The organism is Clostridioides sp. ZZV15-6383 (assembly GCF_020657735.1).
Lineage (GTDB): Bacteria > Bacillota > Clostridia > Peptostreptococcales > Peptostreptococcaceae > Clostridioides > Clostridioides difficile_D.
The window spans coordinates 51,812-77,186 of record NZ_JAGWCV010000012.1 but is presented as its reverse complement, the minus strand read 5'-3'; the positions used below and the strand labels follow the sequence as shown (position 1 = coordinate 77,186).

The 25,375-nt window shown below is 29.4% G+C and carries 24 protein-coding genes, 2 pseudogenes and 1 riboswitch; of the genes and pseudogenes, 4 read left to right on the top strand and 22 right to left on the bottom strand.

The window, feature by feature from the left end:
• Window positions 1-354: 354 nt before the first annotated feature.
• Window positions 355-1,635, top strand: coding sequence for a nucleotidyltransferase (locus KGF42_RS06865; protein ID WP_227826012.1), 1,281 nt, complete (start codon window positions 355-357; stop codon window positions 1,633-1,635).
• 173 nt (window positions 1,636-1,808) lie between these two features.
• On the opposite strand, the pseudogene KGF42_RS06860 reads toward KGF42_RS06865, so the two are convergent.
• Window positions 1,809-2,018 (bottom strand): annotated as a pseudogene (locus tag KGF42_RS06860) (FadR/GntR family transcriptional regulator); the annotation flags it as partial.
• A gap of 124 nt (window positions 2,019-2,142) precedes the next feature.
• Here KGF42_RS06860 and KGF42_RS06855 point away from each other — a divergent pair.
• Entirely contained in the window at window positions 2,143-3,402 is a 1,260-nt protein-coding gene (locus KGF42_RS06855; RefSeq protein ID WP_227826011.1) for a sporulation integral membrane protein YlbJ, read from the top strand.
• Between the two features lie 267 nt (window positions 3,403-3,669).
• Entirely contained in the window at window positions 3,670-4,236 is a 567-nt protein-coding gene (locus KGF42_RS06850; RefSeq protein ID WP_003419093.1) for a tyrosine-type recombinase/integrase, read from the top strand.
• Window positions 4,237-4,358: 122 nt separating this feature from the next.
• Here the strand turns inward: KGF42_RS06850 and KGF42_RS06845 are convergent, their stop codons facing one another.
• The 9 genes from KGF42_RS06845 to KGF42_RS06805 form a co-directional block, all read right to left on the bottom strand.
• Window positions 4,359-5,561, bottom strand: coding sequence for a homoserine dehydrogenase (locus tag KGF42_RS06845; RefSeq protein WP_227826010.1), 1,203 nt, complete (start codon window positions 5,559-5,561; stop codon window positions 4,359-4,361).
• 102 nt (window positions 5,562-5,663) lie between these two features.
• Window positions 5,664-5,770: riboswitch (SAM riboswitch) on the bottom strand.
• Between the two features lie 91 nt (window positions 5,771-5,861).
• Window positions 5,862-6,230, bottom strand: a complete 369-nt coding sequence (locus KGF42_RS06840) for a YhbY family RNA-binding protein (protein WP_003419089.1) — start codon at window positions 6,228-6,230, stop codon at window positions 5,862-5,864.
• Window positions 6,231-6,259: 29 nt separating this feature from the next.
• Window positions 6,260-7,537, bottom strand: a complete 1,278-nt coding sequence (gene obgE, locus KGF42_RS06835) for a GTPase ObgE (RefSeq protein WP_227820937.1) — start codon at window positions 7,535-7,537, stop codon at window positions 6,260-6,262.
• Between the two features lie 110 nt (window positions 7,538-7,647).
• Entirely contained in the window at window positions 7,648-7,938 is a 291-nt protein-coding gene (gene rpmA / locus KGF42_RS06830) for a 50S ribosomal protein L27 (RefSeq protein ID WP_003419086.1), read from the bottom strand.
• A gap of 13 nt (window positions 7,939-7,951) precedes the next feature.
• Window positions 7,952-8,269, bottom strand: coding sequence for a ribosomal-processing cysteine protease Prp (locus KGF42_RS06825; protein WP_054273178.1), 318 nt, complete (start codon window positions 8,267-8,269; stop codon window positions 7,952-7,954).
• A 14-nt stretch (window positions 8,270-8,283) separates the two neighbouring features.
• Window positions 8,284-8,595 (bottom strand): 50S ribosomal protein L21, encoded by a 312-nt coding sequence (rplU, locus tag KGF42_RS06820; protein ID WP_227820938.1) that lies wholly within the window; start codon window positions 8,593-8,595, stop codon window positions 8,284-8,286.
• 101 nt (window positions 8,596-8,696) lie between these two features.
• Window positions 8,697-10,118 (bottom strand): Rne/Rng family ribonuclease, encoded by a 1,422-nt coding sequence (locus KGF42_RS06815; RefSeq protein WP_227820939.1) that lies wholly within the window; start codon window positions 10,116-10,118, stop codon window positions 8,697-8,699.
• A 17-nt stretch (window positions 10,119-10,135) separates the two neighbouring features.
• Complete coding sequence (locus KGF42_RS06810) at window positions 10,136-10,837, bottom strand: TIGR03936 family radical SAM-associated protein (protein WP_054273176.1); 702 nt, start codon at window positions 10,835-10,837, stop codon at window positions 10,136-10,138.
• Between the two features lies 1 nt (window position 10,838).
• Window positions 10,839-12,683 (bottom strand): TIGR03960 family B12-binding radical SAM protein, encoded by a 1,845-nt coding sequence (locus KGF42_RS06805; RefSeq protein WP_227826009.1) that lies wholly within the window; start codon window positions 12,681-12,683, stop codon window positions 10,839-10,841.
• Between the two features lie 317 nt (window positions 12,684-13,000).
• Here KGF42_RS06805 and KGF42_RS06800 point away from each other — a divergent pair, with 317 nt between their 5' ends.
• A complete protein-coding gene (locus KGF42_RS06800) occupies window positions 13,001-14,194 on the top strand; it encodes an FprA family A-type flavoprotein (protein ID WP_227820942.1) in 1,194 nt (397 codons plus the stop codon).
• A 212-nt stretch (window positions 14,195-14,406) separates the two neighbouring features.
• Here the strand turns inward: KGF42_RS06800 and KGF42_RS06795 are convergent.
• From KGF42_RS06795 to KGF42_RS06740, 12 genes and pseudogenes are all read right to left on the bottom strand, one after another.
• A pseudogene (locus KGF42_RS06795) lies at window positions 14,407-14,658 on the bottom strand (transglutaminase domain-containing protein); the annotation flags it as partial.
• 309 nt (window positions 14,659-14,967) lie between these two features.
• The gene (mgsA, locus tag KGF42_RS06790) at window positions 14,968-15,381 is read right to left on the bottom strand and encodes a methylglyoxal synthase (RefSeq protein WP_227820943.1); all 414 of its coding nucleotides are present in this window, start codon (window positions 15,379-15,381) and stop codon (window positions 14,968-14,970) included.
• Window positions 15,382-15,421: 40 nt separating this feature from the next.
• Entirely contained in the window at window positions 15,422-16,552 is a 1,131-nt protein-coding gene (gene rodA, locus KGF42_RS06785) for a rod shape-determining protein RodA (protein ID WP_227826008.1), read from the bottom strand.
• Between the two features lie 85 nt (window positions 16,553-16,637).
• Window positions 16,638-16,922: a cell division topological specificity factor MinE gene (gene minE / locus KGF42_RS06780; protein WP_054273171.1), complete on the bottom strand. Its 285-nt coding sequence runs from the start codon at window positions 16,920-16,922 to the stop codon at window positions 16,638-16,640.
• Window positions 16,923-16,939: 17 nt separating this feature from the next.
• Window positions 16,940-17,737 (bottom strand): septum site-determining protein MinD, encoded by a 798-nt coding sequence (minD, locus tag KGF42_RS06775; RefSeq protein ID WP_054273170.1) that lies wholly within the window; start codon window positions 17,735-17,737, stop codon window positions 16,940-16,942.
• Between the two features lie 23 nt (window positions 17,738-17,760).
• Entirely contained in the window at window positions 17,761-18,444 is a 684-nt protein-coding gene (minC, locus tag KGF42_RS06770; RefSeq protein WP_227820945.1) for a septum site-determining protein MinC, read from the bottom strand.
• A 97-nt stretch (window positions 18,445-18,541) separates the two neighbouring features.
• Window positions 18,542-21,520, bottom strand: coding sequence for a penicillin-binding transpeptidase domain-containing protein (locus tag KGF42_RS06765; RefSeq protein ID WP_227820946.1), 2,979 nt, complete (start codon window positions 21,518-21,520; stop codon window positions 18,542-18,544).
• An 11-nt stretch (window positions 21,521-21,531) separates the two neighbouring features.
• Entirely contained in the window at window positions 21,532-22,020 is a 489-nt protein-coding gene (gene mreD / locus KGF42_RS06760; protein ID WP_227820947.1) for a rod shape-determining protein MreD, read from the bottom strand.
• A 14-nt stretch (window positions 22,021-22,034) separates the two neighbouring features.
• Window positions 22,035-22,928, bottom strand: coding sequence for a rod shape-determining protein MreC (mreC, locus tag KGF42_RS06755; protein WP_227820987.1), 894 nt, complete (start codon window positions 22,926-22,928; stop codon window positions 22,035-22,037).
• Between the two features lie 9 nt (window positions 22,929-22,937).
• Complete coding sequence (locus KGF42_RS06750; protein ID WP_285891573.1) at window positions 22,938-23,999, bottom strand: rod shape-determining protein; 1,062 nt, start codon at window positions 23,997-23,999, stop codon at window positions 22,938-22,940.
• A 69-nt stretch (window positions 24,000-24,068) separates the two neighbouring features.
• The gene (gene radC / locus KGF42_RS06745) at window positions 24,069-24,728 is read right to left on the bottom strand and encodes a RadC family protein (RefSeq protein WP_227820989.1); all 660 of its coding nucleotides are present in this window, start codon (window positions 24,726-24,728) and stop codon (window positions 24,069-24,071) included.
• A gap of 44 nt (window positions 24,729-24,772) precedes the next feature.
• A complete protein-coding gene (locus KGF42_RS06740) occupies window positions 24,773-25,357 on the bottom strand; it encodes a Maf family protein (RefSeq protein WP_227820948.1) in 585 nt (194 codons plus the stop codon).
• Between the last annotated feature and the right edge of the window lie 18 nt (window positions 25,358-25,375).

Below are 25,375 nucleotides of genomic sequence, written 5' to 3'. Positions count from 1 at the left end.
ATATTATTGTATACATTAAACGATTTTCATAAATAATATATCACCTTTTAATATAAAAGTATATACTTTTTTTTTATATTATATCATATTTCTATTATGGTAAATTGTGTATTTTACTAATAATATCTTAACAAATTAACTTAATGTAGATTATTCTTTCCAATTTGCTATAATAATATAATATAAAGGTCTAATAAAGTTATTTTAATAACATTTAACTAATTTTTTACTATGTAGTATTTCTACATTTTTATAATTTTTTTTACGTTTTTTAGTTTTGTAATTAAATTTTAAAATTTATATATATTGTAATAAATTATGATATATATTAACAAAAGATAAAAGGAGTATTTTATGAATATACTTGGATTAATAGTTGAATACAACCCATTTCATAATGGACACATATATCATTTATCTAAATCTATAGAAAAAACAAGTGCAACACATACTGTGGCAATAATGAGTGGAAACTTTCTACAAAGAGGTGAACCAGCTTTATTTGATAAATATACTAGAGCAAAAATTGCTGTCGAAAATGGTGTAGACTTAGTTATAGAATTACCAACTTTATTTGCTTGCCAAAGTGCTGAAATTTTTTCTCATGGAGCTATAACAATTTTAAATTCACTAAACTGTATAAATTCTATATGTTTTGGTAGTGAAGAAGGAGATACAGAAATTCTTTATAATATCGCTGAAATTTTAGCAAATGAACCAGATGAATTTAAGTTATTTTTAAAAAAGTATTTAGATAACGGTCTGTTATTTCCAACAGCTAGAGCTAATGCACTTTTTGATTATATACATGAAAACAAAAAAAATAACTTTATAAAGAATTCTTCAAAGGAACAATTATCAAAAACATTAAATTCATCAAACAATATACTTGGAATAGAATATATAAAAAATCTCATCCATTTAAATAGCAACATAAAACCATTTACTATATCCAGAGTTCAATCAGAATATAATTCTGAAGAAATTGGTAGTAATATTTGCTCTGCTACTGCTATAAGGGCTTCACTTAAAGAAAATATAAACATTTGTCACTTAAAAAATGTTATTCCACAAAAAACTTATAATATCCTAAATAAAAAAATAGATAATGGTTTTTTACCTATGTTTGATGACTTCTTCTTTGATATTTTAAAAACAATCATACTTAGAGATATAGACACTTTAAAAGATTATTTTGAAGTAAATGAAGGCATAGAAAATAGAATCTATAAAGATATTTTTACATCTAAATCTATACATGAGCTACAGCTATCAATTAAATCTAAGCGATATACTTTAACCAAAATTAAACGAACTTTAAATAATATATTGTTAGGTATTAAAAAAAGTGATATGCAACTTATAAAAAATATAGATACTATCCCTTATATAAGAATACTTGCTTTTAATGATAAAGGCAGAGAAATCCTAAAAGAGATAAAAAACAAATCTGAAATAGAAATAATAAACAAATTTTCAAATATATCATTTTCATTAGATAATATAATTTTTAAAACACTCATAAATTATGATATAAAATCTACAAATATATATAACTCAGTATATTATAAAAATAATAAAGACTTAATAAAAGGTCCTATGGATTTTTACACTCGTCCAATTTATGTAAAATAGATTTTTAAAATAATCTTATCTAACTTATAAAAATTATTTCATCAATATTTCATCAAAAAAATAAAACTTACTTTATCTATATACACATACCTTTAGGATGGTAACATTAACTTAAATATTATGTTGATTTACAAATTTAAGTAAATATTGCTATCCTAAAGTTTTTATAGCTTTCCTTCACCTTGTCTACTTTCTATCACTTCCGTAGTTTCTAGTACTCTAATAGCTTCTCTGATGGAAGTTCTACTTACATTCATTTGCTCAGATAATTCTCTTTCTGATAGTAATTTATCACCCTTTTTTAACTCTCCATTTAGTATTTTATATTGTATTTGCTCAATTACTTGTTCATAAACTTTTTTACTAGCTATACTATTAAACATTTTTTCCTCCAATATGATAATCGTTGTTGTAATATATATCTATTATATATCTTAAGCCATTACATTCATATATTTTTATTACTTTTAATATAATATCTTATAACTCAAATTTATAGGTGATATTATGAAAAAAAATAAAATTATTGCTTTTTTTGCTCCAGCTATCATAGTTGGAGTTCTAGTTTTAGGCATTATCCTGCACCCAAATGAAGCTATAAAATCTGCAAGAGAGGGTTTCTCTATATGGTCTAATGTTTTAGTTCCATCACTACTACCATTTATAATTGGGGCAAACTTAATTGTTGATTTAAAAATAGTGGATATTATAGGGTTTATTATCAATCCCTTGACTAGACTTGTGTTTAATGTTTCAGGAAAGAGTGCTTTAGCTTTTGCTATATCTACAGTATCTGGTTATCCAGTAGGAGTAAGTTTGGCTTCTGAATTTAGAAGTAATAAGCAAATTTCTAAGCATGAGGCACAAAGACTTGTGTCGTTTTGTTCTACATCAGGACCTTTATTCATAATAGGTTCAGTTGGCACAGGTATGTTCCAAAATTCAAACTTAGGTTACTTAATGATTCTATGCCATTATCTAGGGACTATATTAGTTGGTCTTTTCTTTAGAAATTATGGTAATGAAAGTCTTCCAAAGACAAAATTAGATTTAAAAACAAACATAAAAAACATAATTAATATTAGGAATTCAAGTGGGAATGGTTTTTTTGTTCTATTTGGAAATGCTGTATTTAATGGAGTAAATACATTACTTACAGTTGGTGGATTTGTAATTGTTTTTTCAGTAGTATTTAAAATACTATCTCTTTTTAATGTAATCTCATTAATAGCATCAATTATATATTTACCTCTTTCATTTTTAGGTGTTAGTAAAGAACTCTGTCAAGCATTCGTAAGTGGTCTATTTGAAATCACTATAGGTTGCAATAAGGTATCTAGTATAACAAGTGCTCCAGAAATCCTAAGAGCGTCTTTAGCTAGCTTTTTGATAGGATTTAGTGGATTATCCATACTGGCTCAATGCTGTACATTTTTATCAAAAACAGACATAGACTTAAAATTATACATACTAAGCAAGTTTGCTCATGGAATTTTAGCTGCTCTCTTTATATTTATACTTTATCCAATTGCAAATTCTACGGTGTTAGTTTCTAGCTTTGCTGATACATATAATGTTATATATAATAACTTAATCTGGTTTTATTATCTCAGCTATTATGACACAATTCTTCAAATTGTAGTAATAATTTATCTAGTTTCAGCTTTATTTATTGCTAAAAAGCATATGAAAAATTTATCTACAAGCGGGAAACTAATAAGATATAAAAATACTTTTTCTATTAAGAAATTCTTACGAAAAAAATAAAACTAACAATAATTGACTAAATACTTCCATTTTTTTATTATATTTGTCATAATTTTAATAACCTTTTTAATTAGTTTTACAACAAAGTTATTTCATCACAATTTTATAATTTTATTAGAAACATTTTTCAAAAAATTCTCCTTAATCACATATATCACACTTATATAAGTTTACTGGAATATTTTTCCATTATATAATATTTCATTTATATTATATAATAAATACCGACCTAAACTTACCAAATCAAACTAAGAGGAGTGGTTGAAAATGGCAACAAGACCTATAGAAATAGACGAATATAAAAAGATAATGGAACTATTACATACGGGCTTTACTTATAGTGAAAATGGCGTTGAAAAAAGATTTAGAAAAAATCCTAAAGTTGCATTGGCACTAATGTTAGAAGCTAATTTAGGTCTAAGAATATCAGATATTTTAAGATTAAAGATAGGTAATTTTAAAGGTAATATGTTGGAAATAAATGAAAAAAAGACAGGTAAATTGCAGTATAGACCAGTTAATAAAAATATAATTGAATCCATAAATGAACATGCAAGAAAGTATAATCTTAAATCAAATGACTACTTAGTAAACATAAAAACAAAAGCTATTCAAAAGCAGTTGAGGATAATTTGTAAACACTTAAATTTGTATAATATAAGCACACATAGCTTTAGAAAGCTCTATGCTACCACTCAATTTGAAAAGAGTAATAACAACTTAGAATTGGTTAAGGAACTCTTAAATCACAGTTCTGTGGCCACTACACAGCGATATATAAGGGTAACTCAGCAAGCTATCAATGAAGCCAGTGAAAATTTCTTTATTGGGTAATTATAACGTATATATTTTTCTATTATCTTATTAATTCACCAGATACTAAAAAAGTGAAGTAAAACAAAATAACTATTTTGATTTACTTCACCTTCAATTTTTATAATTCCTATATTAATACTTTAATCTATCTTCAATAACTTTTTAACTGATTTACTGTAATTATTTCTTTTTACATCTGCCAAAAATCTATCAATTTCATGCTCTGACTTTGCATTTACAAAAATCGCTAGTTCTTCGTTATCTATGATATCATAGCTATTTATGTATTTATCTAAACATTTTAAAATCCCATCTTTATTATATTCACTAAATCTAACTACAGCACTACATTCATCTTCTATAAGACCACTTAAATCCAGTTTCCCTTTTGAAAAAGACTTTATATTGGAACTTCTATTATCTATTATATCTATAATATCAGCATAAACAGCACTACCTGTTGCACCCCTTCCAGCTCCCTTACCTACAAAAGAAAGTTCACCTACTGAGTCGCCCACTAAAATAACTACGTTGAACTCATTATCTATCTTTGAAAGCATATTATTATTATCCACTAATGCTGGTCTAATAAATCCACTTACTTCTCCTGATTCATACTTACTTCTAGCAACCAATTTTATCTTACAATTTAATTTTTTTGCATATTCTATATCTTTTTCATCTATTGAAGTTATTCCTTCTAATAACAAATCTTTCCAATATACTATTTTCCCATAAGATAAAGTAGACAGTATAGATAATTTTCTAGCACTATCGTATCCTAAAACATCTGCATCTGGATTAGCTTCTGCAAACCCTAACTCTTGTGCTTGTTTTAAAGCCACATCATATAGTAAATTTTCATCATACATCTTTGATAATATAAAATTACAAGTTCCATTCAAAATAGCATTTATGCTCTTTATGTTATTGCCTTCCAGTGATTCTATCAATGGTTTTAAAACTGGTATACCACCTGCCACAGATGCTTCAAATTTGATGCTAACGTCATTTAAATTAGCCAATTCTATAAGGTCGCTACCTTTTTCAGCCAGTAAATCTTTATTAGCTGTCACTACATGTATTTTTTTATTTAACGCTCTTGTTACATAATCAAAAGCTGGATTTAATCCTCCAATTACTTCAACTAGTATATCAATATCCTTATTAAATATATCTTCTATATCAGTTGTTATCTTATCAAAATACTTCTTAGACTTATATTTTTCTTTATTTTTAACTAAAATTCCAGCAATTTCTATATCTCTTTTTGAAGTATTATTTTCTATTAAATCAATTAATCCACTTCCTACTGTTCCATACCCTAATATTGCTATCTTCACTGTTATATACCCCCATCATTTTGATTATATTAAATTATTTATATGTATAAATATACTAATTAAAAAAGCTTGAGTATAAACTCAAGCCATATGACGGGTTTATACTCATCTTTCAGCATAACTGCTGCAGGATTTAGCACCAATGTATAGTAAAATATACTGGTTGCCGGGCTTCATAGGGCCAGTCCCTCTGCCTCTCTTGATAAGATTGCTAATTTAAATTTATGTTTAATAGTATAATACAATTTCTACCAATTGTCACTATTTTTTTAACTTATTTCCCTAAAAGAACATAGACTATTATCTAACTGCTCTTTTAGTTGGTTTACCTTTTTTTGTAACATTATTATTTTTAGTCTTGGCTTTTGCCTGTTCATGTCCTGGGAAAAGTATCTTAGGTTCCTCAATATTTCTCTTATAAATAGTAAATTTAAAACCAATAGCTTGCACAAATTCTGCTCTTAAAGCTTCACATACTGCATTAGCAGTTTCTTTAGCATCAAGACCAGCATTTTCTAATATAGTAACTTTTACTAATTCTCTAGTTCTTAACATACCATCTAATTGCTCTAAGAAACTTTCTGTGACACCTTCTTTACCGATTTGTGTAGTAGGCTTTAAAGTATTTGCCAAAGATCTTAAATACGCTCTTTGTTTTCCTTTTAACATATTCTCACCTCTATAATTCTATACTAAACTTAATTGTAAAATTCAAATTCTAATTCGTAAATTCTAACTACATCTCCATCTTCTATTCCCATTTTTCTAAGCCTATCAAAAACACCTTGACTTTCCATAGCTTTTTGGAAATATTGAAGTGATTCCATATCATCAAAATTTACAGAATACATTATTCTTCTAAGTGCTTTACCTGTAACTACATACACACCATCTTCAATATCTATACTTAATTCTTCTTCAGTACCAATATCAAGTTCTGGTCTATACATTTCTTCTTCTGAAACTAATTCTACATCTTCTACTTCTTTTAGCATTTTAGAAACATAGGCTATTACATCGTCAATGCCTTCACGAGTTGCTGCTGACATTTTAAATACTGTATATCCTCTGCCTTCTAATTCACTCTTAAACTTCTCAAACTTACTTTCATCTTCTAATATATCAAACTTGTTTGCAACTACAACTTGTGGTCTCTTTGAAAGTTTTTCATTGTACAATTTAAGCTCATCATTTATCTTGTCAAAATCTTCAATAGGGTCTCTTCCCTCTAATCCAGATATATCTACAATATGTATCAATACCTTTGTTCTCTCAACATGTCTTAAAAACTCATGACCTAATCCTACACCTTCAGAAGCACCTTCTATAATTCCAGGTATATCTGCAAGTACAAAGCTATCTCCAAATTTAGTTTGAACAACACCTAAATTTGGTGTCAATGTTGTAAAATGGTAGTTTGCAATTTTTGGTTTAGCTTTAGTTACAACTGATAGAAATGTTGATTTACCTACATTTGGAAATCCTAAAAGACCTACATCTGCTATCATTTTAAGTTCAAGAGTTATCCATCTTTCTTCTCCATCTGTACCAGATTTTGCAAAAGCTGGAGCTTGCCTTACTGCATTTGCAAAGTGTTGATTCCCTTTACCACCTATACCACCTTTTGCAACTATAGCTGTATCTCCTTCTTTCTTTAAATCTGCTAGTACAAGACCTGTAGCCTCATCTCTTATTACTGTACCTGATGGTACTTTTAATACTAAAGTTTCTCCATTTTTACCAGCTCTTTTACCTTTACTTCCGTCGCCACCATTTTGAGCTTGATATTTTTTCTGATACTTAAAGTCCATTAGAGTTCTAAGACCCAAATCAACTTCAAATATGATGCTTGCTCCACGACCACCATCTCCACCATCTGGTCCACCTGCTGGAACATATTTTTCTCTTCTAAATGCTACCGAACCATTTCCACCATTTCCAGCCTTAACAAATATTCTTGCTTTATCTATAAACAAATTCTTCACCTACTTAATTAAAAACTTTTAATTAGCATTACCAAAAATACTATTATAAATTCATCAGTATTATAAGAAAAAGGAGTGCCTCAACACTCCTTTTATGTATATTACTCAGCTATTGCTACTGGATATATACTAACTTTTTTTCTCTTCTTGTCTTTTCTTTCGAATTTAACAGTACCATCAACTAATGCAAATAAAGTATCATCGCTACCTTTTCCAACATTAGTTCCTGGATGTATTTTAGTTCCTCTTTGTCTAACTATTATACTTCCAGCAGTTACTAATTGACCATCGAATCTCTTAACACCTAATCTTTTAGATATAGAATCTCTACCATTTTTAGAAGAACCTACCCCTTTTTTAGATGCTAATAATTGTAAATTCATGTTTAACATATGGAGTCACCCCCTACTTTTTTAAAATTTTTATATTTTTTGGGTATTCCCGTTTAATTTCTCCAACCGCTAATTGAAAGTGATTTAGTAATAATTGTGCGTCTTTTATATGTGTATCTTTAACTATACATTCTATATGACCTTCTTCTCCTACTACTTTTTCAAATTCAATCTTTTGTAATTTGTCTAAAGAATTTATAACTGCAATAGCATTAGAAGTAACTGCAGCACATACTATATCATAGCCTATTTCAGCAAAATCAGCATGTCCCTTTAAACAAAAACCTTGTAATAAGAAATCATCATTATAATAATATTTAACCTTTATCATAACTTAACCAATAACTAAGCATTTATTTTTTCTATAACTATCTTAGTGTATGATTGACGATGTCCTTGTTTTCTTCTGTAATCTTTTTTTGCTTTATACTTGAAAACTATAACTTTCTTAGCTTTACCTTGTTCAACAACTTTAGCTTGAACAGATGCTCCTTCTACCACTGGAGAACCTAATTTTAATTCTCCATCTTTAGAGCAAGCTAATACTTCGTTTAAAGTAACAACATCACCTGCGTTAGCTTCTAATTTTTCAACGAATAATACATCACCTTCAGAAACTTTATATTGCTTTCCACCAGTCTTTACTATAGCGTACATTAAATACACCTCCTCGGTCTCAAACTCGCCAGTACAAGGTACTTCATTAGGAAGATTTAAACCTTTACTGTGCGGCATTACAATTATTAATTATAAAATATTTACATTTTATTGTCAACTACTTTATCTAAAATAACGTTGGTTTTATTGTGTTTTAATGTACTATTTGCGTTTAAAGAAATCTTTATATTATATTTTTCACCAATTTTATCAATTATATCCATATAAAATTCTTTTATCTGTTCAAAAATAAAATCATTAAACTCTACTATTATATTTTTATATATTGTATGTTCACTTATTCTCATAATTTCTTTTTCAATGCTATCTACCATATGATGTACAGATTTTATTGTTTGTTCACCATCACAACATGGACAAGCCATTAAATAATACTTATCAATAGACTCTTTTTCTCTACGCCTAGCAACTTCTACTAAACCAAGTTTTGTCATACCTAATACTTCAGCTTTTCTTTTATCTTTATTAAATTCTTCTTCTAGGATGTGTAAAACCTCATTTTGATGCTTCTTTTTATGCATGTCGATAAAATCAATTATTATTATTCCAGCTATATCTCTAATTCTAAGCTGTCTTACAATTTCTTTTGCAGCTTCAAGATTCGTTTTATAAACTGTTTCATCAAGTTTTCCAGACCCAACAAACTTGCCTGTATTTACATCTATAACTGTAAGAGCTTCTGTCTTTTCAATTATTAAGTACCCTCCACTCTTCAACCATACTTTTTTATTTAATAATTTTTCTATTTGAGATTCTATTCTATATAAATCAAATACATCTCTATTTTCTTCAATAACTAGTTTATCAACATAAGTCTTATCGATGCACTTTAAAATAGACTTAAGTTCAGAGTACTTATCATAACTATTGGTAACTATAGAATCAATATCATCATTCACATTATCTTTTACATATTTGGTTGCAAAATCTAAAGACTTATATAATAATTTTGGTCCTATACCAAGTTTATACTCTTTTAATATATTTTCATACTTTAATTTCAACTCTTCTATATCTTTCTTTATTTCATCATGAGTACAACCCTGAGCCTCAGTTCTTATTATTAATCCTAAATTTTCTTTATTTACTGCCTTAGTAATTTTTTTTAGTCTAAATCGTTCTTTTTCATCAGTAATTTTATTTGATATTGTAGTTCTATCATTGGAAGGTATATAGACTATATACCTTCCAGAAATACTAATCTCAGTGTTTAATTTTGCACCTTTAGTTCCTATTTCTTCCTTATTTATCTGAACCAAAATATCCTGACCAGATTTTATAGAACTTCCCTTTTTTAATTGTAAATAAGCAAGTTTCTTAAATCCAATATCCACAAAACAAGCTTCTATTCCTGGTATAACTTTTTTTACAATTCCACGATATATATTGGATACAGTCTTTTTATTTAAATTATCTTCAACAAAAAGTTCTACCAACTTTCCATCTTTAAGTACTGCTGTTTTCTGAGACCCTATTAAGGACTCAATAACTATCTTTTTCACAACTTCACCTCTCGAGCTTACATAGGAGTCACTAATTCCCCATCTTCTAATACATACAAATCTCTTCTCAATATATCAACATCTAATGGGTCAATATCAAGTTCAAACATCTCTAATATCTTTGGAATAAGTATATTAGTATTTAAATTAGTTTTTGAGCCTGTAGCTATAGTAGCAGTAAGAGTAATATGTTCATCTTCTAAATTTAAAACATCAAAAGTTCTTATCATAGGTCTTATATCAACTTCGACCATCTTCCCTTTTTTATTCTTTTTTGTTATGATTATTTCTTTATTGTTCATAAAATCTATTACTTTTCTTTTTACAAACTCTTTAGTCAGAGGTCTTTTCAAATCTATATTAAACAGATACTCTCCATAATCTATCACAGAAGAAAGAGAAGGTGTTTGTCTATCAATTTCTTTTACTTTGATAAATTCTATCCCCTCTGGAAGTTGAACTGATACTTTACTTAAAAACTCCTCTACTGATAAATCGTCTTCTTCTATCTCAATATCTACATACTCACCTTGACTCTCTGTCCCTAAAGCCAAAGCATTGCCATAACTCATCTTAGGATGAGGATTAAATCCTTGAGAATGTGATAAGTTTATTTCAGCTCTTCTAAATGCTCTTTGTAATAATCTCTGAAGGTCAAGATGTGATATATATATCATATCGCCTTCTTTTTTAAATTTTACTCTTATTATCTTACTCATATTAGCAAAGCCCCCTTCCTATATCATGTATATTTATTCCACATCCTTTACAATTATGTCTACAATCAGAAGTGATTTTTTCTTTTTTAGCATTTTCATCTTCTCTAATCAAGAATTTTTTACTAATACCTACATCTATATGGTCCCAAGGAAATACCTCTTCATAGTTTCTATTTCTATGTGCATAAAAATCTATAGAAAGATTATTCTTTTGCATAGCTTCTTTCCATATATCTAAATTAAAATGTTCTGCCCATCCATCAAATTTTGCACCTAGTCTAAAGGCATCGTATATTACCTTTCCTATTCTTCTATCTCCTCTAGCTACTACAGCTTCCATTAAGCTAGTTTTTGAATCATGGTAATTGTATTTTATATTGTTGTTTCTCAATTTATTTACTAAATGTTTTTGTTTCTCAACCACTTCTTCTGTAGTGTCTTGACCATGCCATTGGAAAGGTGTAAATGGCTTTGGTACAAATGTAGAGGTACTTACTGTAACACCAAAACTTCTCTTTAATTTTCCTCCATTTACTTTTCTATAAATATCAATAACTTTATAGGCTAACTTAGCTATTCCATCTAAATCATCATAAGTTTCAGTTGGTAAACCAATCATAAAATACAACTTAACACTATTCCACCCCATCTCAAAAGCTCTTTCTGTTGCATTTTCCAAATCTTCTTCTGTAACACCTTTATTTATAACATCCCTAAGTCTTTGAGTTCCTGCTTCTGGAGCAAAAGTAAGCCCAGATTTTCTTACTTGTTGTATTTTATCAGCAATTTCCATTGAAAAATTATCTAATCTAAGGGATGGAAGCGAAATTCCAATATTATTAGATGCATATTCATCTACCAGATAATCAGTCAACTCTGATAACTTACTATAATCACTCGTACTAAGTGATGATAATGATATTTCATCATATCCAGTATTCTTAACTAATTTATCTAATATTTCTTTAAGTCTTTTAACACTCTTTTCTCTTATTGGTCTGTATATCATACCTGCTTGACAGAATCTACATCCTCTAGTACATCCTCTAAATAATTCTAGTACTATTCTATCATGAACCGTATCTATATAAGGTACTATTAGTTTTTCTGGATAATCTACAGTTTCAACATCTTTTATTATCCTTTTAGTAGGATTTTTAGTAATCCCTTCTCTATTAGGAATTACACTTTGAACTGTACCATCTTCATTGTACTTGACATCATAAAAACTTGGTATGTATACTCCTTCTATACTAGATATTTTATATAAAAAATCTTCTCTAGTCGTTTTATTTTTCTTCCATTCTTTATACTCATTTACTACTTCTAAATTAACCTCTTCACCTTCACCTAATATTACTACATCTACAAAATCTGCTAATGGTTCGGAATTATAAGCACAAGGACCACCAACCATTATAAATGGGTCTTCCAAGGTTCTTTCTTCTTTTAATATTGGTATATTGGCTAAATCTAATATATTTAAGATATTAGTATATGAAAGTTCATATTGAAGTGTAAAAGTGACAAAATCAAAGTTTGTTATAGGCTCTCTTGACTCTAATGCAAATAATGGTATACTTTTTTCTCTCATTATATTTTCCATGTCAACTGCAGGAGAATACACTCTCTCACAAAATACATCTTCATCCTTATTTATTACATCATATAATATATGACTTCCTAAGTGACTCATACCAACTTCATATAAATCTGGAAAGCAATGTGCATATCTTATCAATTCACTATTACTAGTATCTTTATGAATTGAATTTATTTCATTTCCAAGATATCTAGCAGGCTTTTCTACTTTTTTTAAGATTTTTTTCAAGTCTACTTTATTCATTTATTAAAATTCCTCCAAACAAGCTCTTTATTTTTATTCTTATTTATAATTAATATTATACACGATAAAATATTTTCTATCAAAAATATAACTAAAATATTGAATTTAAAATCTATATTATTCACAAAATAGAGTGTCTAAAAATATTTAAGAATATTTCCATTAAATTCTTATTGAAATACAAATTTTTTACAAAGTATGATATATTATAAACATAAAACGATTGTTTTACATGACTTATCATGACATCTTTTGTTTCATTCACCTCAAAATGGGGTATGTTACTTATATAATGATAAATTTTAGGAGGGTTAAAAATGAGTAAAGTTTTTGAAGTAAAAAAAGATATCTACTTTACTGGCGTAGTAGATGAAGGTTTAAAAGTATTCGACATAATAATGGAAACTGAGTTTGGGACAACTTACAACTCTTATTTAATCAAGGACGAAAAAACGGTTTTATTTGACACAGTAAAGGCAAATTTTAAAGATGAGTTCTTAAGTAATCTATCAGAAGTTACTGATATAGCTAAAATTGACTATGTTGTAATTCATCACACAGAACCAGACCATGCAGGTAGTTTAAAATATTTATTAGATATAAATCCTAATATAGAAGTTTATTGTACTAAAGCTGCTAAACTATACTTAGATGGTCAAATAAATAGACCTTTTAACTGTCATGTAATAAAAGATGGTGAAGTTTTAAATATTGGTAAAAGAAACCTTAAATTTATAACTGCTCCATTCTTACATTGGGTTGATACAATGTTTACTTACATTGAAGAGGAGAAGACTCTTTTAACTTGTGATGCATTTGGTTGTCACTTTGCAAGTGTTGATGCAGATGTAGTGAATAGTGAAGATTATCTAAAATCAGCTAAACACTACTATGATTGTATAGTTAAGCCATTTGCTAAGCATGTTTTAAGTGCTGTAGATAAGGTGGTAGAACTAAACATAGAATTTGATACTATATTGACTTCTCATGGTCCAATGCTTACTAAAGACCCAATGGCTGCTGTTAAAAGATATGTTGAGTGGTCTACAGAAGCTGTTAATACGACTAATCAGAACCAAGTTTCTATATTCTACTTATCAGCTTATAGCAATACTTTAGAGATGGCTAAAAAGATAAAAGAAGGACTTGATAAAGAAGGTGCAAAAGCTGAATTATATGATTTAGAAGATATGACATTAACAGAAATGCACGATACATTAGTAGTATCAAAAGTAATACTATTAGGTTCTCCAACTATAAACAAAACTATGGTTAAACCTATGTGGGATTTATTCTCTGTTATAGACCCAATGGCTAACCAAGGCAAGATAGCAGGAGTATTTGGTTCATTTGGTTGGAGTGGTGAAGGTATAACTATGGCTGAAACTTTACTTAAATCTATGTCATTCAAAATGCCTGTAGAATCTCTTAAGAAAAAATTCTTCCCTAGTGAAGAGACATTAAAAGAGTGTATGGCATTTGGTGCAGAATTTGCAAAATTAGTTAAATAGCCATTAATCACACATAATATTATTTAAAATAAATGATTTTATATTTAAAAATAAATTAAAATGGAGTTGTCTTAAAATTGACTTTTTCTAATCTAATTTTAACTTCAACTCCTTTTTTATTTTCCAAAATAACTGATATAATGCTAAATGCACCCCCACCAAGAGGGTGCATTGTTTATAGTCTTTTCTATTTGTATACTCGTATACTTGTATTAATTCACGTATCTAGCATATGCTACTAGCCCTATTCCAGAATTAGATGTTGTTTCACCAATTTCTACTTTAATAATTATATTATTTTTTTTACAATATTTTGATAATTCTGCTGCAGAAAGGTTCTTACCAGTAAAATCTAAAGAAAATGGCTTATCATATTCAAAAGGATAACTAACAGGTTCACCATCTGGAGCTAATGCAACCATACCATATGGTGTATTCATAAACCCTATTACAGAAATTGTATACATTCTCACCTAACAATATTATACAGATTATAATTTGTATATTCAATACATTTTTGGGAAAGTATAGTTATATTAGGAAGCACGATTATATCTATAATAATATAAAGAAACAGATAATCTGTTATACTTGTATTGGACTATATGTATATATATCAAATGAGAAAAATCAGTGATATAGTACTTTTTTTCTAAATAATTATCAGATAGATTATTAATTTCTAGAAATATCATTTCTATTTTTATATAGAAAGGAGATGATTCAAATTTTTATTTGATACATCTCCTAATTTTTGTATACTATTTACTTTTTTAAACTCGTTGATTTTTACTTTTTCTAACTTCTCTCCATGATAGTTCTCCCCTATCAAGAGCTTTTATAAATATTTCTGCTGAAGCTAGATTTGTAGCTATTGGAACATGATAAACATCACAAAGTCTTATCAATGCTTGTATATCTGTTTCATGAGCCTGAGACGTCAATGGGTCTCTTAAAAAAATAACTAAATCTATCTCTTGTGTTACTATTAAAGAACCTATTTGTTGGTCTCCACCTAAAGGACCAGATGCCAATCTATTTATACTTAATTCAGTTTCATTCATTATTCTTTTTCCTGTAGTTCCAGTTGCATATAGTCCATACTTTTTTAAAATTGATTCATAACCTATACAAAATCCGACCATAGTATTTTTCATTTGGTCATGCGCTACTAATGCTATATTCATATACCTAATCTCCTCAATTTATGTTTAAATGTATTTAAATTTAGAAATTTATTTTCTTTCTTCTCATACATACATTTAGTACTAATCCTAAGTTTGCTAAAGATGTCAGTAACGAACTACCTCCATAACTTACAAAGGGTAATGTTACTCCAGTTACTGGTATTAACGCAACGGTCATACCTATGTTTTGGATTATCTGGTAACCAAACATTCCCATAACGCCAACCACGATGAGGGTTCCATAAAAATCTTTTGCATCTCTTGCAATTACTAAAAGCCTTAATAGGAATATAATAAATAGAATTATCATTACTGCCATTCCTATTACACCAAGTTCTTCACCTACAACAGCAAATATAAAGTCACTATCTTGCACAGGTAAAAAGTCTTCTTGATTTTGACTTCCATTATATAATCCCTTACCTGTCATACCTCCAGAACCAATTGCAATCAGAGATTGCATAACTTGATAGTTTCCTTTTAGCGTTACATCTTCTGGATTTAAAAAGGCTTCTATTCTTATCTTCTGATGGTCTGCCATCATTAAATACATCAGTGGCATTGATAGCAACAGTATGATTATTCCTCTTTTTATCAACTTTGAGCTAAGACCTGCTGTAAACAGCATTGCAAATATCATAGAACAAAATACAATCCCTGTTCCCAAGTCTGGCTGTGCAATTAATAATCCGATAAATGGAAGCGAATAAACTACAACAGGCATAACTTCCTTTAATGTATTTAATTTATCCTTTTTGGATTCAAGTATCTTTGCATAACTTAGTACAAATGTTAGTTTAACTATTTCAGATGTCTGCAAATCAAGTGGTCCTAAGTTAATCCACGACCTAGCCCCACCTTTTACTGTCCCAATTCCAGGTAATAAAACGATGGCTAACAAAATAAGACTTATTATATAAAGAGCTTTGTAATACCTTCCCAAAAGATTATAATCAAAAAATAGTATGACTATAATCATTCCTATACCAAGTACAAAAGCTAGCCCTTGTTTAATCAATTGATTATATGAACCTGTTGAATTAGCATGTGTTGCACTACTAAGTATAACAAGCCCAAAAATAAAGATAGCTAATACTGTAACTATAAGTTTCCAGTCTAACTGTTTTATCAACTTAATTGTCGACTTATAATTAATATTGATTTTTTTCAAAGAATCACCGTCTTTCTATCTTTAAACATATAATTAAATAAAAGGGGCATATACCAATAAGGATATCCCCCCTTTTAAGCACTAATTACATACATCTATCTTTAATATTCTTTAATGGTATATTAGCAACTAATGCAGATACAGGTTTGTCATCATGCTCACCTCTGCATTTAGACATTTTTATTTCAAGCCCATCTTCTTCTATTTCTGCGTAATTAGCTATTACTTTTAAAATGTCTGTTTTTATCATCTCTAAAAGTTGTGGTGAACAATCTACTCTATCATGAACTAAAACTAGTTTTAACCTTTCTTTAGCAACAGATTTACTAGTTTTAGCTTCGTTAGAAAAAACTCTAAATAAATCTAACACAGATGTATCCTCCTTTGCTACTTAGCCATGCTAAACATTTTTTTAAGTCTACCAAAGAATCCATCTTCAACTTCAAGATCAAGTAGAGGAACTTCTTCATTTAGTATCCTTTTTGCGATATTTTTGTATGCTTGACCAGCAAGTGACTTAGAATCAAGTATGGCTGGCTCACCTTTATTTGTTGATATAATTATACTTTCATCATCAGGAACAAGGCCTAATAAATCTATTGCTAATATTTCTATTATATCTTGTTTATCCATCATGTCTCCACGCTTAACCATATCATTTCTAATTCTATTTATAACTAATCTTATCTCTTTTATTTCATTTGCTTCTAATAAACCTATTATTCTATCAGCATCTCTTACAGCTGATATTTCTGGATTTGTAACCACAATGGCTCTATCTGCTCCAGCTATTGCATTTTTAAATCCTTGCTCAATACCTGCTGGGCAGTCTATTATTATATACTCAAAAGATTCTTTTAGTTTCTCACACAAGTCAATCATTTGCTCAACTGATACAGCATTTTTGTCTCTAGTTTGTGCTGCTGGTAATAAATATAGATTATCAAATCTTTTGTCTTTTATTAGAGCTTGCTTAAGCCTACAAGTTCCTTCAACTACATCTACTATGTCATAAACTATTCGATTTTCAAGACCCATTACTACATCTAAGTTTCTAAGTCCAATATCTGCATCTACAACTACTGTTTTTTTATTTTCTAGGCTTAGCGCAGTTCCTAAGTTTGCTGCGGTAGTAGTTTTTCCAACCCCACCTTTACCAGATGTTATAACTATAACTTCGCTCATAATACTACCCCCTATTTTTCTTTCTATTTGTCTAACTTTGACAAATAGCTTTCTATTACAATTCTTCCATTACTTACAAAGGCTATTTCTGGGCTAATTTCTGATTCAATTTCATAATTTTCTTCATCATCTGGTGCTTCTGCAATATTATCTGCTATTTGTAATATTTTAGGATTAAGATTTCCAGCAACAACATATGCAAATTCATTACCTTCTGCACCTGCATGTACAAAACCTTCTATTTTACCCATTACAAAAACATTGCCTCCTGCTACAACCTTAGCGCCAGCATTTATATCTCCCATAACAACTGTATTTGATTTTGAAAGGACTTTTGAGCCAGGTTTCATATCATTCAATATAATTACATCGCCTTCAAATTCAATATTTTCACCAGATCTTAGGGTAGTGACATATTTTGTTGGAAAATTACTATTTTCTTCAACTTTTTGATCTTCAACAAATTCCACATCGAATCTAGAAGTAATTCCTTCTTTTAGTTCTAGAATCTCCATGTCAGTTAAACAATCACTATTAATTTTACTAATTTTAGCCCCATTAAAAAAGCCAACATACGCTTCCAATTTGTTTATTATTTTTTCCTGTATTTCCTCAAATGGAGCTTCTCTTTTTATATTTACTATTATCCCTCTTTTATTACCCTTGAATTCTACTAGTTCTTGACTACAAATTTCTCTTAAAGACATAACAACCTCCAGAGTGATATATCATTTATATTCTTCAAATACGTTTTAAACCCTTTTATTTTTTCTATATAAAGCTAAAGTTTATACATAGATTGAGCTATCTATTAATTTGTGACTCGAAATTTATATTTTCGTCAGAAGAATTGTTAGCATCATTCGTCTTGTTGTCATTTTTACTATTAGTTTGCTCTAATCCCATATAAGTTCCAATAACTTCTCTAGTTGGTAAAAGTGAGAATACACTTGAATCACCTTGAGGAATTACGCATACAACAGCTATTTCTGGGTCATCTGCTGGAGCAAAAGCAACAGTCCACGTAAAAGAACCATAATCTTGTTTAAATTTATCTATTTGGTCATCTGTTATTTTTGGATTTAATTCTTTTATAGCTTTTCTTAGATATGAAGAATTTACTTTATCAGTATCCTCTAATCTAACTTTTACTCCATCTTCTAATTCTTCCTCTAATTTCTTTCTTTCTTCGTCTTTTAAATCTTTATTCTCTAATTTCTTTTTTATTTCCTTTTCTTTAGCTAACGAAAGTTCTTTTTCTTTTTCTACTTTCATATTATTAGCTAGTTTAATCGCATCATCTAGGTTAACATTATAAGATGACATATGACTCTTTAAATATTCATATTCATTATCTGTAGGTATTTTCCCACTTTTCTCAGCTGTACCAGTCTTTGCTGCTACATCTATTGGGAAATCAGCAAAAGCACTTTTTGCTGTACCTTGTCTCGAAACCAATTTCATACCTTTTGTTAGTTCCTTTAGATTATCAGAATTTTTGAAAGGTATTTTTTCTACTTTCTTTTGGTCATTGATTTTTACTGATGAATAATCACTTGAGACAGCTCTATCAACTACAGATAATTCTACTAAATTACCTCCATTTGCTATAGCAGCTACATATCTTGATATTTGAGCTGGTGTATAGGCATTTTCACCTTGCCCTATAGCTAAGTTGAATGTATCAGCAGTACTCCATTTTGCAAAGTTAAAGTAACTAAATACTGCCATATCCGCTACATCTTTCACTCTATTTTCTTTAACATCCAATTTTTTCAATCTATTCATCGTTTCTACTCTACCAGGAGTTTTCTTTTCAGCTGCCCAACTTACAATTTCATCGATTCTTTTTTCGTATTCTTTAGGATTTTTATCCCTAGTTATATCAACAAAGTCATTGGCCATTTCTCTATCTAAAGCTGATTTTAACAATGCTTGTGTTGATTTTAATTTATCCTCTGTACTAGGCACCTTACCTGCTCTTTCCTCTACTTCGTCTTCAAGCCCAGTATTTCCATCTAACCCAAATAATTTTGCATACTCAAGTATCTTACTTGCATTCATATCTATACCAATACTTTTTCCATCGGGCCATATCTTACCTGTACCAATAGTTGCCATATATATATTACAAGACTCTTGTATAGCTTTATATAAATTTGTCATACCATGATTTCCTCTACCATGGTTCCACACATAGTCACCAAAAGATTTTTTACCTAACATGATAACCCCAGGGTCATTTATAGTAAAGTTTGGATTTAAGCCATTTTCTAAGGCTGCCATTGAAGTTACCATCTTAAATGAAGAACCTGGCTGGAATTCCCCTTGTGTAACTAAGTTTAAAAGAGGGCTTCCTGCTAGTAAGTCATTTGGATTTTTTGGTTGAAGTGCTTTATAGTCTTCTGTAGAAATACCCTTTGCAAATTTATTTGGGTCATAATTAGGATAGCTTGATGAAGCTAGTACTTCTCCATTTTTAACATCAATAACTATAAGAGCTGCTGATTGTGCTTTTCCTGCATATGCACTAATTGGTTTGTCCCCAAATTTACTTTTAAAGGTACCACCTTTAGAAGCAACTTCGATTATCTGTTTTAATGCATTATCTGAAACGTCTTGCAAATCTTTATCTAGTGTAAGGTATACAGTATTTCCTGATTTAGGCTTTTTAGATTCAATTTCTTTACTGATTCTACCCAATGCGTCAACTTTAACCATTTTATAACCATCAGTTCCTCTTAGTCTGCTTTCGTTACTTTTTTCTACTCCTGCAAGACCTACCATATCTCCAGTTTCATAACCTTTCTGAAGGTATGATTCTATTTGAGTGGATGGCATTTTTCCTACATATCCTAACATATGTGAAGCTAATGTCCCATTAGGATAATATCTTACTGGTTCAACTGCTATCGAAACACCTACAAGGTCCATAGCACGCTCCTCAATTTGGGCAATTGTAGTTTCTCCTACATCTTTTGCAATAGTTACTGGATTATATTGAGAATATCCTTTTGATTTTATCAAATCCCTTACAACCATTATTTTCCTTGCATCTTCATCACTTAAGCTTTTATCAATTTCTAACGCATCACTATTTCTTACTTTTTCAAACGCTTCTTTGGCACTTAGTTTAGTTTCTTTTATCTTATAACTAGCCAACCAATCTATCTTATCTCTTTCTGCTGTGAACATCCATTTACTAACTAAAATAGGTGGATAGTATCCATTTTCATTTAGTTTTGCCTGTAATTTTGTTGCATCCAATCTTTTATCTTCTTGAGACAATATTCCAGCTGATATAAGTTTATCTACTAAATAATAAAAACTTTCTTTAGCATTATAATCACTTGGAATACCATTTTCTGATTTATATTCTCTAATATCTCTGTCATATGTATAATAGTACTTTCCATTTTCTACATATATAGGAAACTCATCTACATATTCTTCACCATTTTTCTCCAGCAAATTTATAAGTTTTAATGATATTTCATTTGCTCTTGAATGTTTGTTTGTATCTTTCTTATTAATATCGTTACCTGAAACTTGAACAGTAAATAAGTTTTTATTTCCTGCCAACAATCTCCCATATCTATCTTTTATTTCTCCTCTTGGAGCTTCTATTGCCAACTTTTTATATGTTTTATTCTCAGCTAACTCATTGTAATATTCATATTTAAATGTAGTCATGTAGATTATTTTTACTAAAATAGCTAAAAATATCACACTCATGACTATTTTAATTATTTTTAGTCTATCAACTTGTTTATTTTCTTCCATGAAATCACCAACTAATCTTCTTTAAGTTTTAAAACTGCTCTTTTAGATAAGCGATATATTACTAAACCAATTAAACTATTCACTATTGGTGCTACTAGTAAACCTTTTACAAAAAGTGTTGATATGTTATAGCTTTGATAAATTATACTAGATGTACCTATATTGACAATTGAATCAATTAAACTGCCTATAAAAATTAAAACAAAAGTAATAATATAACTACCTTTATATAGCTGGTCTCTCATGTGTCCAATTGCATATGCAATAATAAACAAAATTAATGCATTTACACCAAGAATTCCGCCAACGGTTATGTCTTTAATAATCCCTATTATTGCTGCTATAATCCCACCCTCTAATTCATCTAAGTAAAGAGAGATTATAGTTACATACATAAGGACTAAATTAAAGCTTATGCCAAAAATATCTATATAATTTGTTATACTATTTTCTATAGTCATAAGCACAATCCCCAATAGACAAAGTAAAACTTTTTTCATTGTTTTTATCCCCTTTATCCTATATTTCTTGGTTCTATGACTACAACGTCATTTATATTCTTAAAATCAACATACGGTTTTACAACTACATATTTTAATGACTTATCTTTATCATCAACTACTTTTTCAACTTCACCAATTGGTATACCATCTGGGAAGAATCCAAGACCTGATGTTGTTATTATATCTCCTTGAATTACATTATATGACGAGTCAAACATATATCCTTGCAAATACCCTTTACTATTATAACTATCTTTATTGTCTAAAGTAGTATTTTGAGTAATTGTACCTTTAGCATTGGCATCCTTTGCTAGTTTAAAACTTACAGATGCCTTAGAATCCAATAGTGAAATTGCCTTACTATAATTGTTGGAAACTTCATAAACTACACCAACTAACCCACTGCCATTCATAACTATACTTTCTTTTTTTACACCTGAATTTTTTCCTGCACCTATAACAAAACTCTCATACCAGTTTCCATCATTTTTACCAACAACACTTGTAGAAATACTTGTCGCCTTATATTCTTCTTGTACAAAGTTAAGTGTCTTTTTTAACTCTTCTAGTGATTCTGTTTTATCTAGTTTGGCATTTAAAGCTATCATGTCTTTTTTAAGTTTTTCGTTTTCTTCTTCTAATTTTTTTACCTTTTTAGAATTATCTTTAAATTCTGCTATGTCTTTAAAACCATTTTTAATAAAAGAAAATCCATCATTTATTCCTTTACCTACACTTATAATAGCATCTGAAGCTACTCCTAAGTTTACAGGACTACCACTAGAAAATTTACCAATTGATATACCCACAATTCCAATTAAAGTGATAGCAACTACGCCCGTTGCTATCACTTTAACATTAATCCTTTTTTTCTCATTTTTGTTCTTGTCAAATCTCAAGGCCATCACCAACTTCTAATTCTTAGTATTCATCATTAATACTTTTTCAAAGATTTCTTGGTCTTCAACAGATTTCCCTGTTCCAAGCGCAACACAATCAAGAGGTGTTTCTGCTATTTGTACAGACATACCAGTTTCTTGTGTAATAAGTTTATCAAGACCTCTAAGCAAAGCTCCCCCTCCTGTTAACATTATTCCGTTTTCCATTATATCTGATGCTAATTCTGGTGGAGTTCTTTCCAGTGTAGATTTTATTGCATCTACTATTGAACTTACAGGTTCTTTTAATGCTTCTCTAACTTCTGTAGAGCATATTTCTATTGTTTTAGGTAATCCTGAAATTAAATCTCTACCTCTTATTTGCATATTTATTTCTTCATCATCTTTAAATGTAGAACCTATGCTAATCTTAACATTTTCAGCAGTTCTTTCACCTATCATAAGGTTGTATTCTTTTTTTACATAAGCAACTATAGACTCATCAAACTCGTCTCCACCTATTCTTATAGATTTAGCAGTAACGATTCCTCCTAAAGATATTACAGCTATTTCTGAAGTACCTCCACCAATATCAACTACCATATTACCTTCTGGCTCTTCAACTTTTAATCCAGCGCCTATAGCAGCTGCCATTGGCTCTTCTATAAGGAATGCATCTTTAGCTCCTGCTTGTCTTGCAGCCTCTTCTATAGCTCTCTTTTCTACTTCTGTAACTCCAAAAGGAACACATATAGCTATTCTTGGACTTACAACACCTTTTTTGTCAGCTGCTTTTTGTATGAAATAACTAATCATTGATTGAGTTATATCAAAATCAGCTATTACACCATCTTTCATAGGTCTTATAGCTACTATATTTCCTGGTGTTCTACCTATCATTTTTTTTGCTTCTTCACCTACTGCCAATACTTCCTTACTGTCATCTCTTATTGCGACAACTGATGGCTCTCTAACAACAATACCTTGTCCTTTTATGTAAACTAATGTATTTGCAGTCCCTAAATCTATTCCCATATCCTTTGTCATCTTATTAAAACTAAAAAAACCTTTTTTTTCTTTCTTTTTTCCCTTAGCCATGATTTTACTCCTTCCTACTATTAAGAATCATGTTTAAAACATTCTTCTCTTATTTTATCACATATAAAGTCAAATTATCATATTTTCTTTAAAGCTAAAGTATAATCCATCTCCAATAATTACATGGTCTATTATTTCTATTCCAATTATTTCTCCACATTTAACAAGTCTTGATGTGATATTTTTATCTTCTCTTGATGGTTCCACACTTCCTGAAGGGTGATTATGCATCACTATTATCTTACTTGCACTCCTTCTTATAGCTTCTTTAAAAACCTCTCTAGGATGGACTAATGACGAGCTTAAAGTCCCTACAGATACATCTACATCAGATATTATCTCATTTTTTGTGTTTAAAAGAACCGCTTTAAAAACCTCTTTTTTTAAATACCTCAGGCTGTCCATATAATACCTCTGTATATCCCAAGGATTCTTTATTTTATACTTCATAGGTTTAAAACTAGCTACTCTAGAGCCTAGTTCTAAAGCTGCTTTAATTTGGGTCGATTTTGATAACCCAATTCCATCTATATTACACAGCTCCTCTATTGTCATGTCTTCTAAATGTCTAATACCCTGAATATCTCTATTTATTATATAGTTGGCTAACTCAATAGCATTTTTATTCTTGTTGCCAGTTCTTAAAAGTATAGCCAACAACTCAGTATTTGATAAGCTTTTTACTCCTTCAACAAGCATCTTTTCTCTGGGTCTTTCCTCTGGTGCCATTTCTTTTACCTTGATGGTTGAATTAAATGACTTTTTCAGACAAATCACACTCCATAAAAAAGATTTACACTAAAATGTTTTTTTAATAGGTCGCCTAGCCTCGAAATTGGAAGTCCAACTATATTAAAATAATCTCCTATAATTTCTTCAACTAGCAAAGCTCCATATCCCTGTATACCATAAGCACCTGCTTTGTCGAATGACTCATTAGTTTTCAGATAATCCTCAATATCCTGTTCTGATAACGTTTTAAATTTTACATTGCTGATTACATAGTCAATTACTTTTTTATCTTCGCACAAGTTTATTAAGCTAATACCTGTTATGACTTGATGCTCTCTTCCAGATAGTCTTTTTAGCATATCTCTTGCACAAGACTTATCTTTCGGTTTTCCTAAAATAGCATTGTCTAAAACAACAACTGTATCAGCTCCAATAACAATATCTTCATTATGTTCAGATGCTACAGACATGCTTTTTTCAAAAGCTAACCTCATAACTAAATGTTTTGGTGCTTCACCTTCCAATATAATCTCATCAATTTCATTTTTAATTATATCAAATCTTACATTTGTATTCTCTAGAATGTCTTTCCTTCTTGGAGAGGCTGATGCCAAGATTATATTCATTTATTCACCTCATTTGTA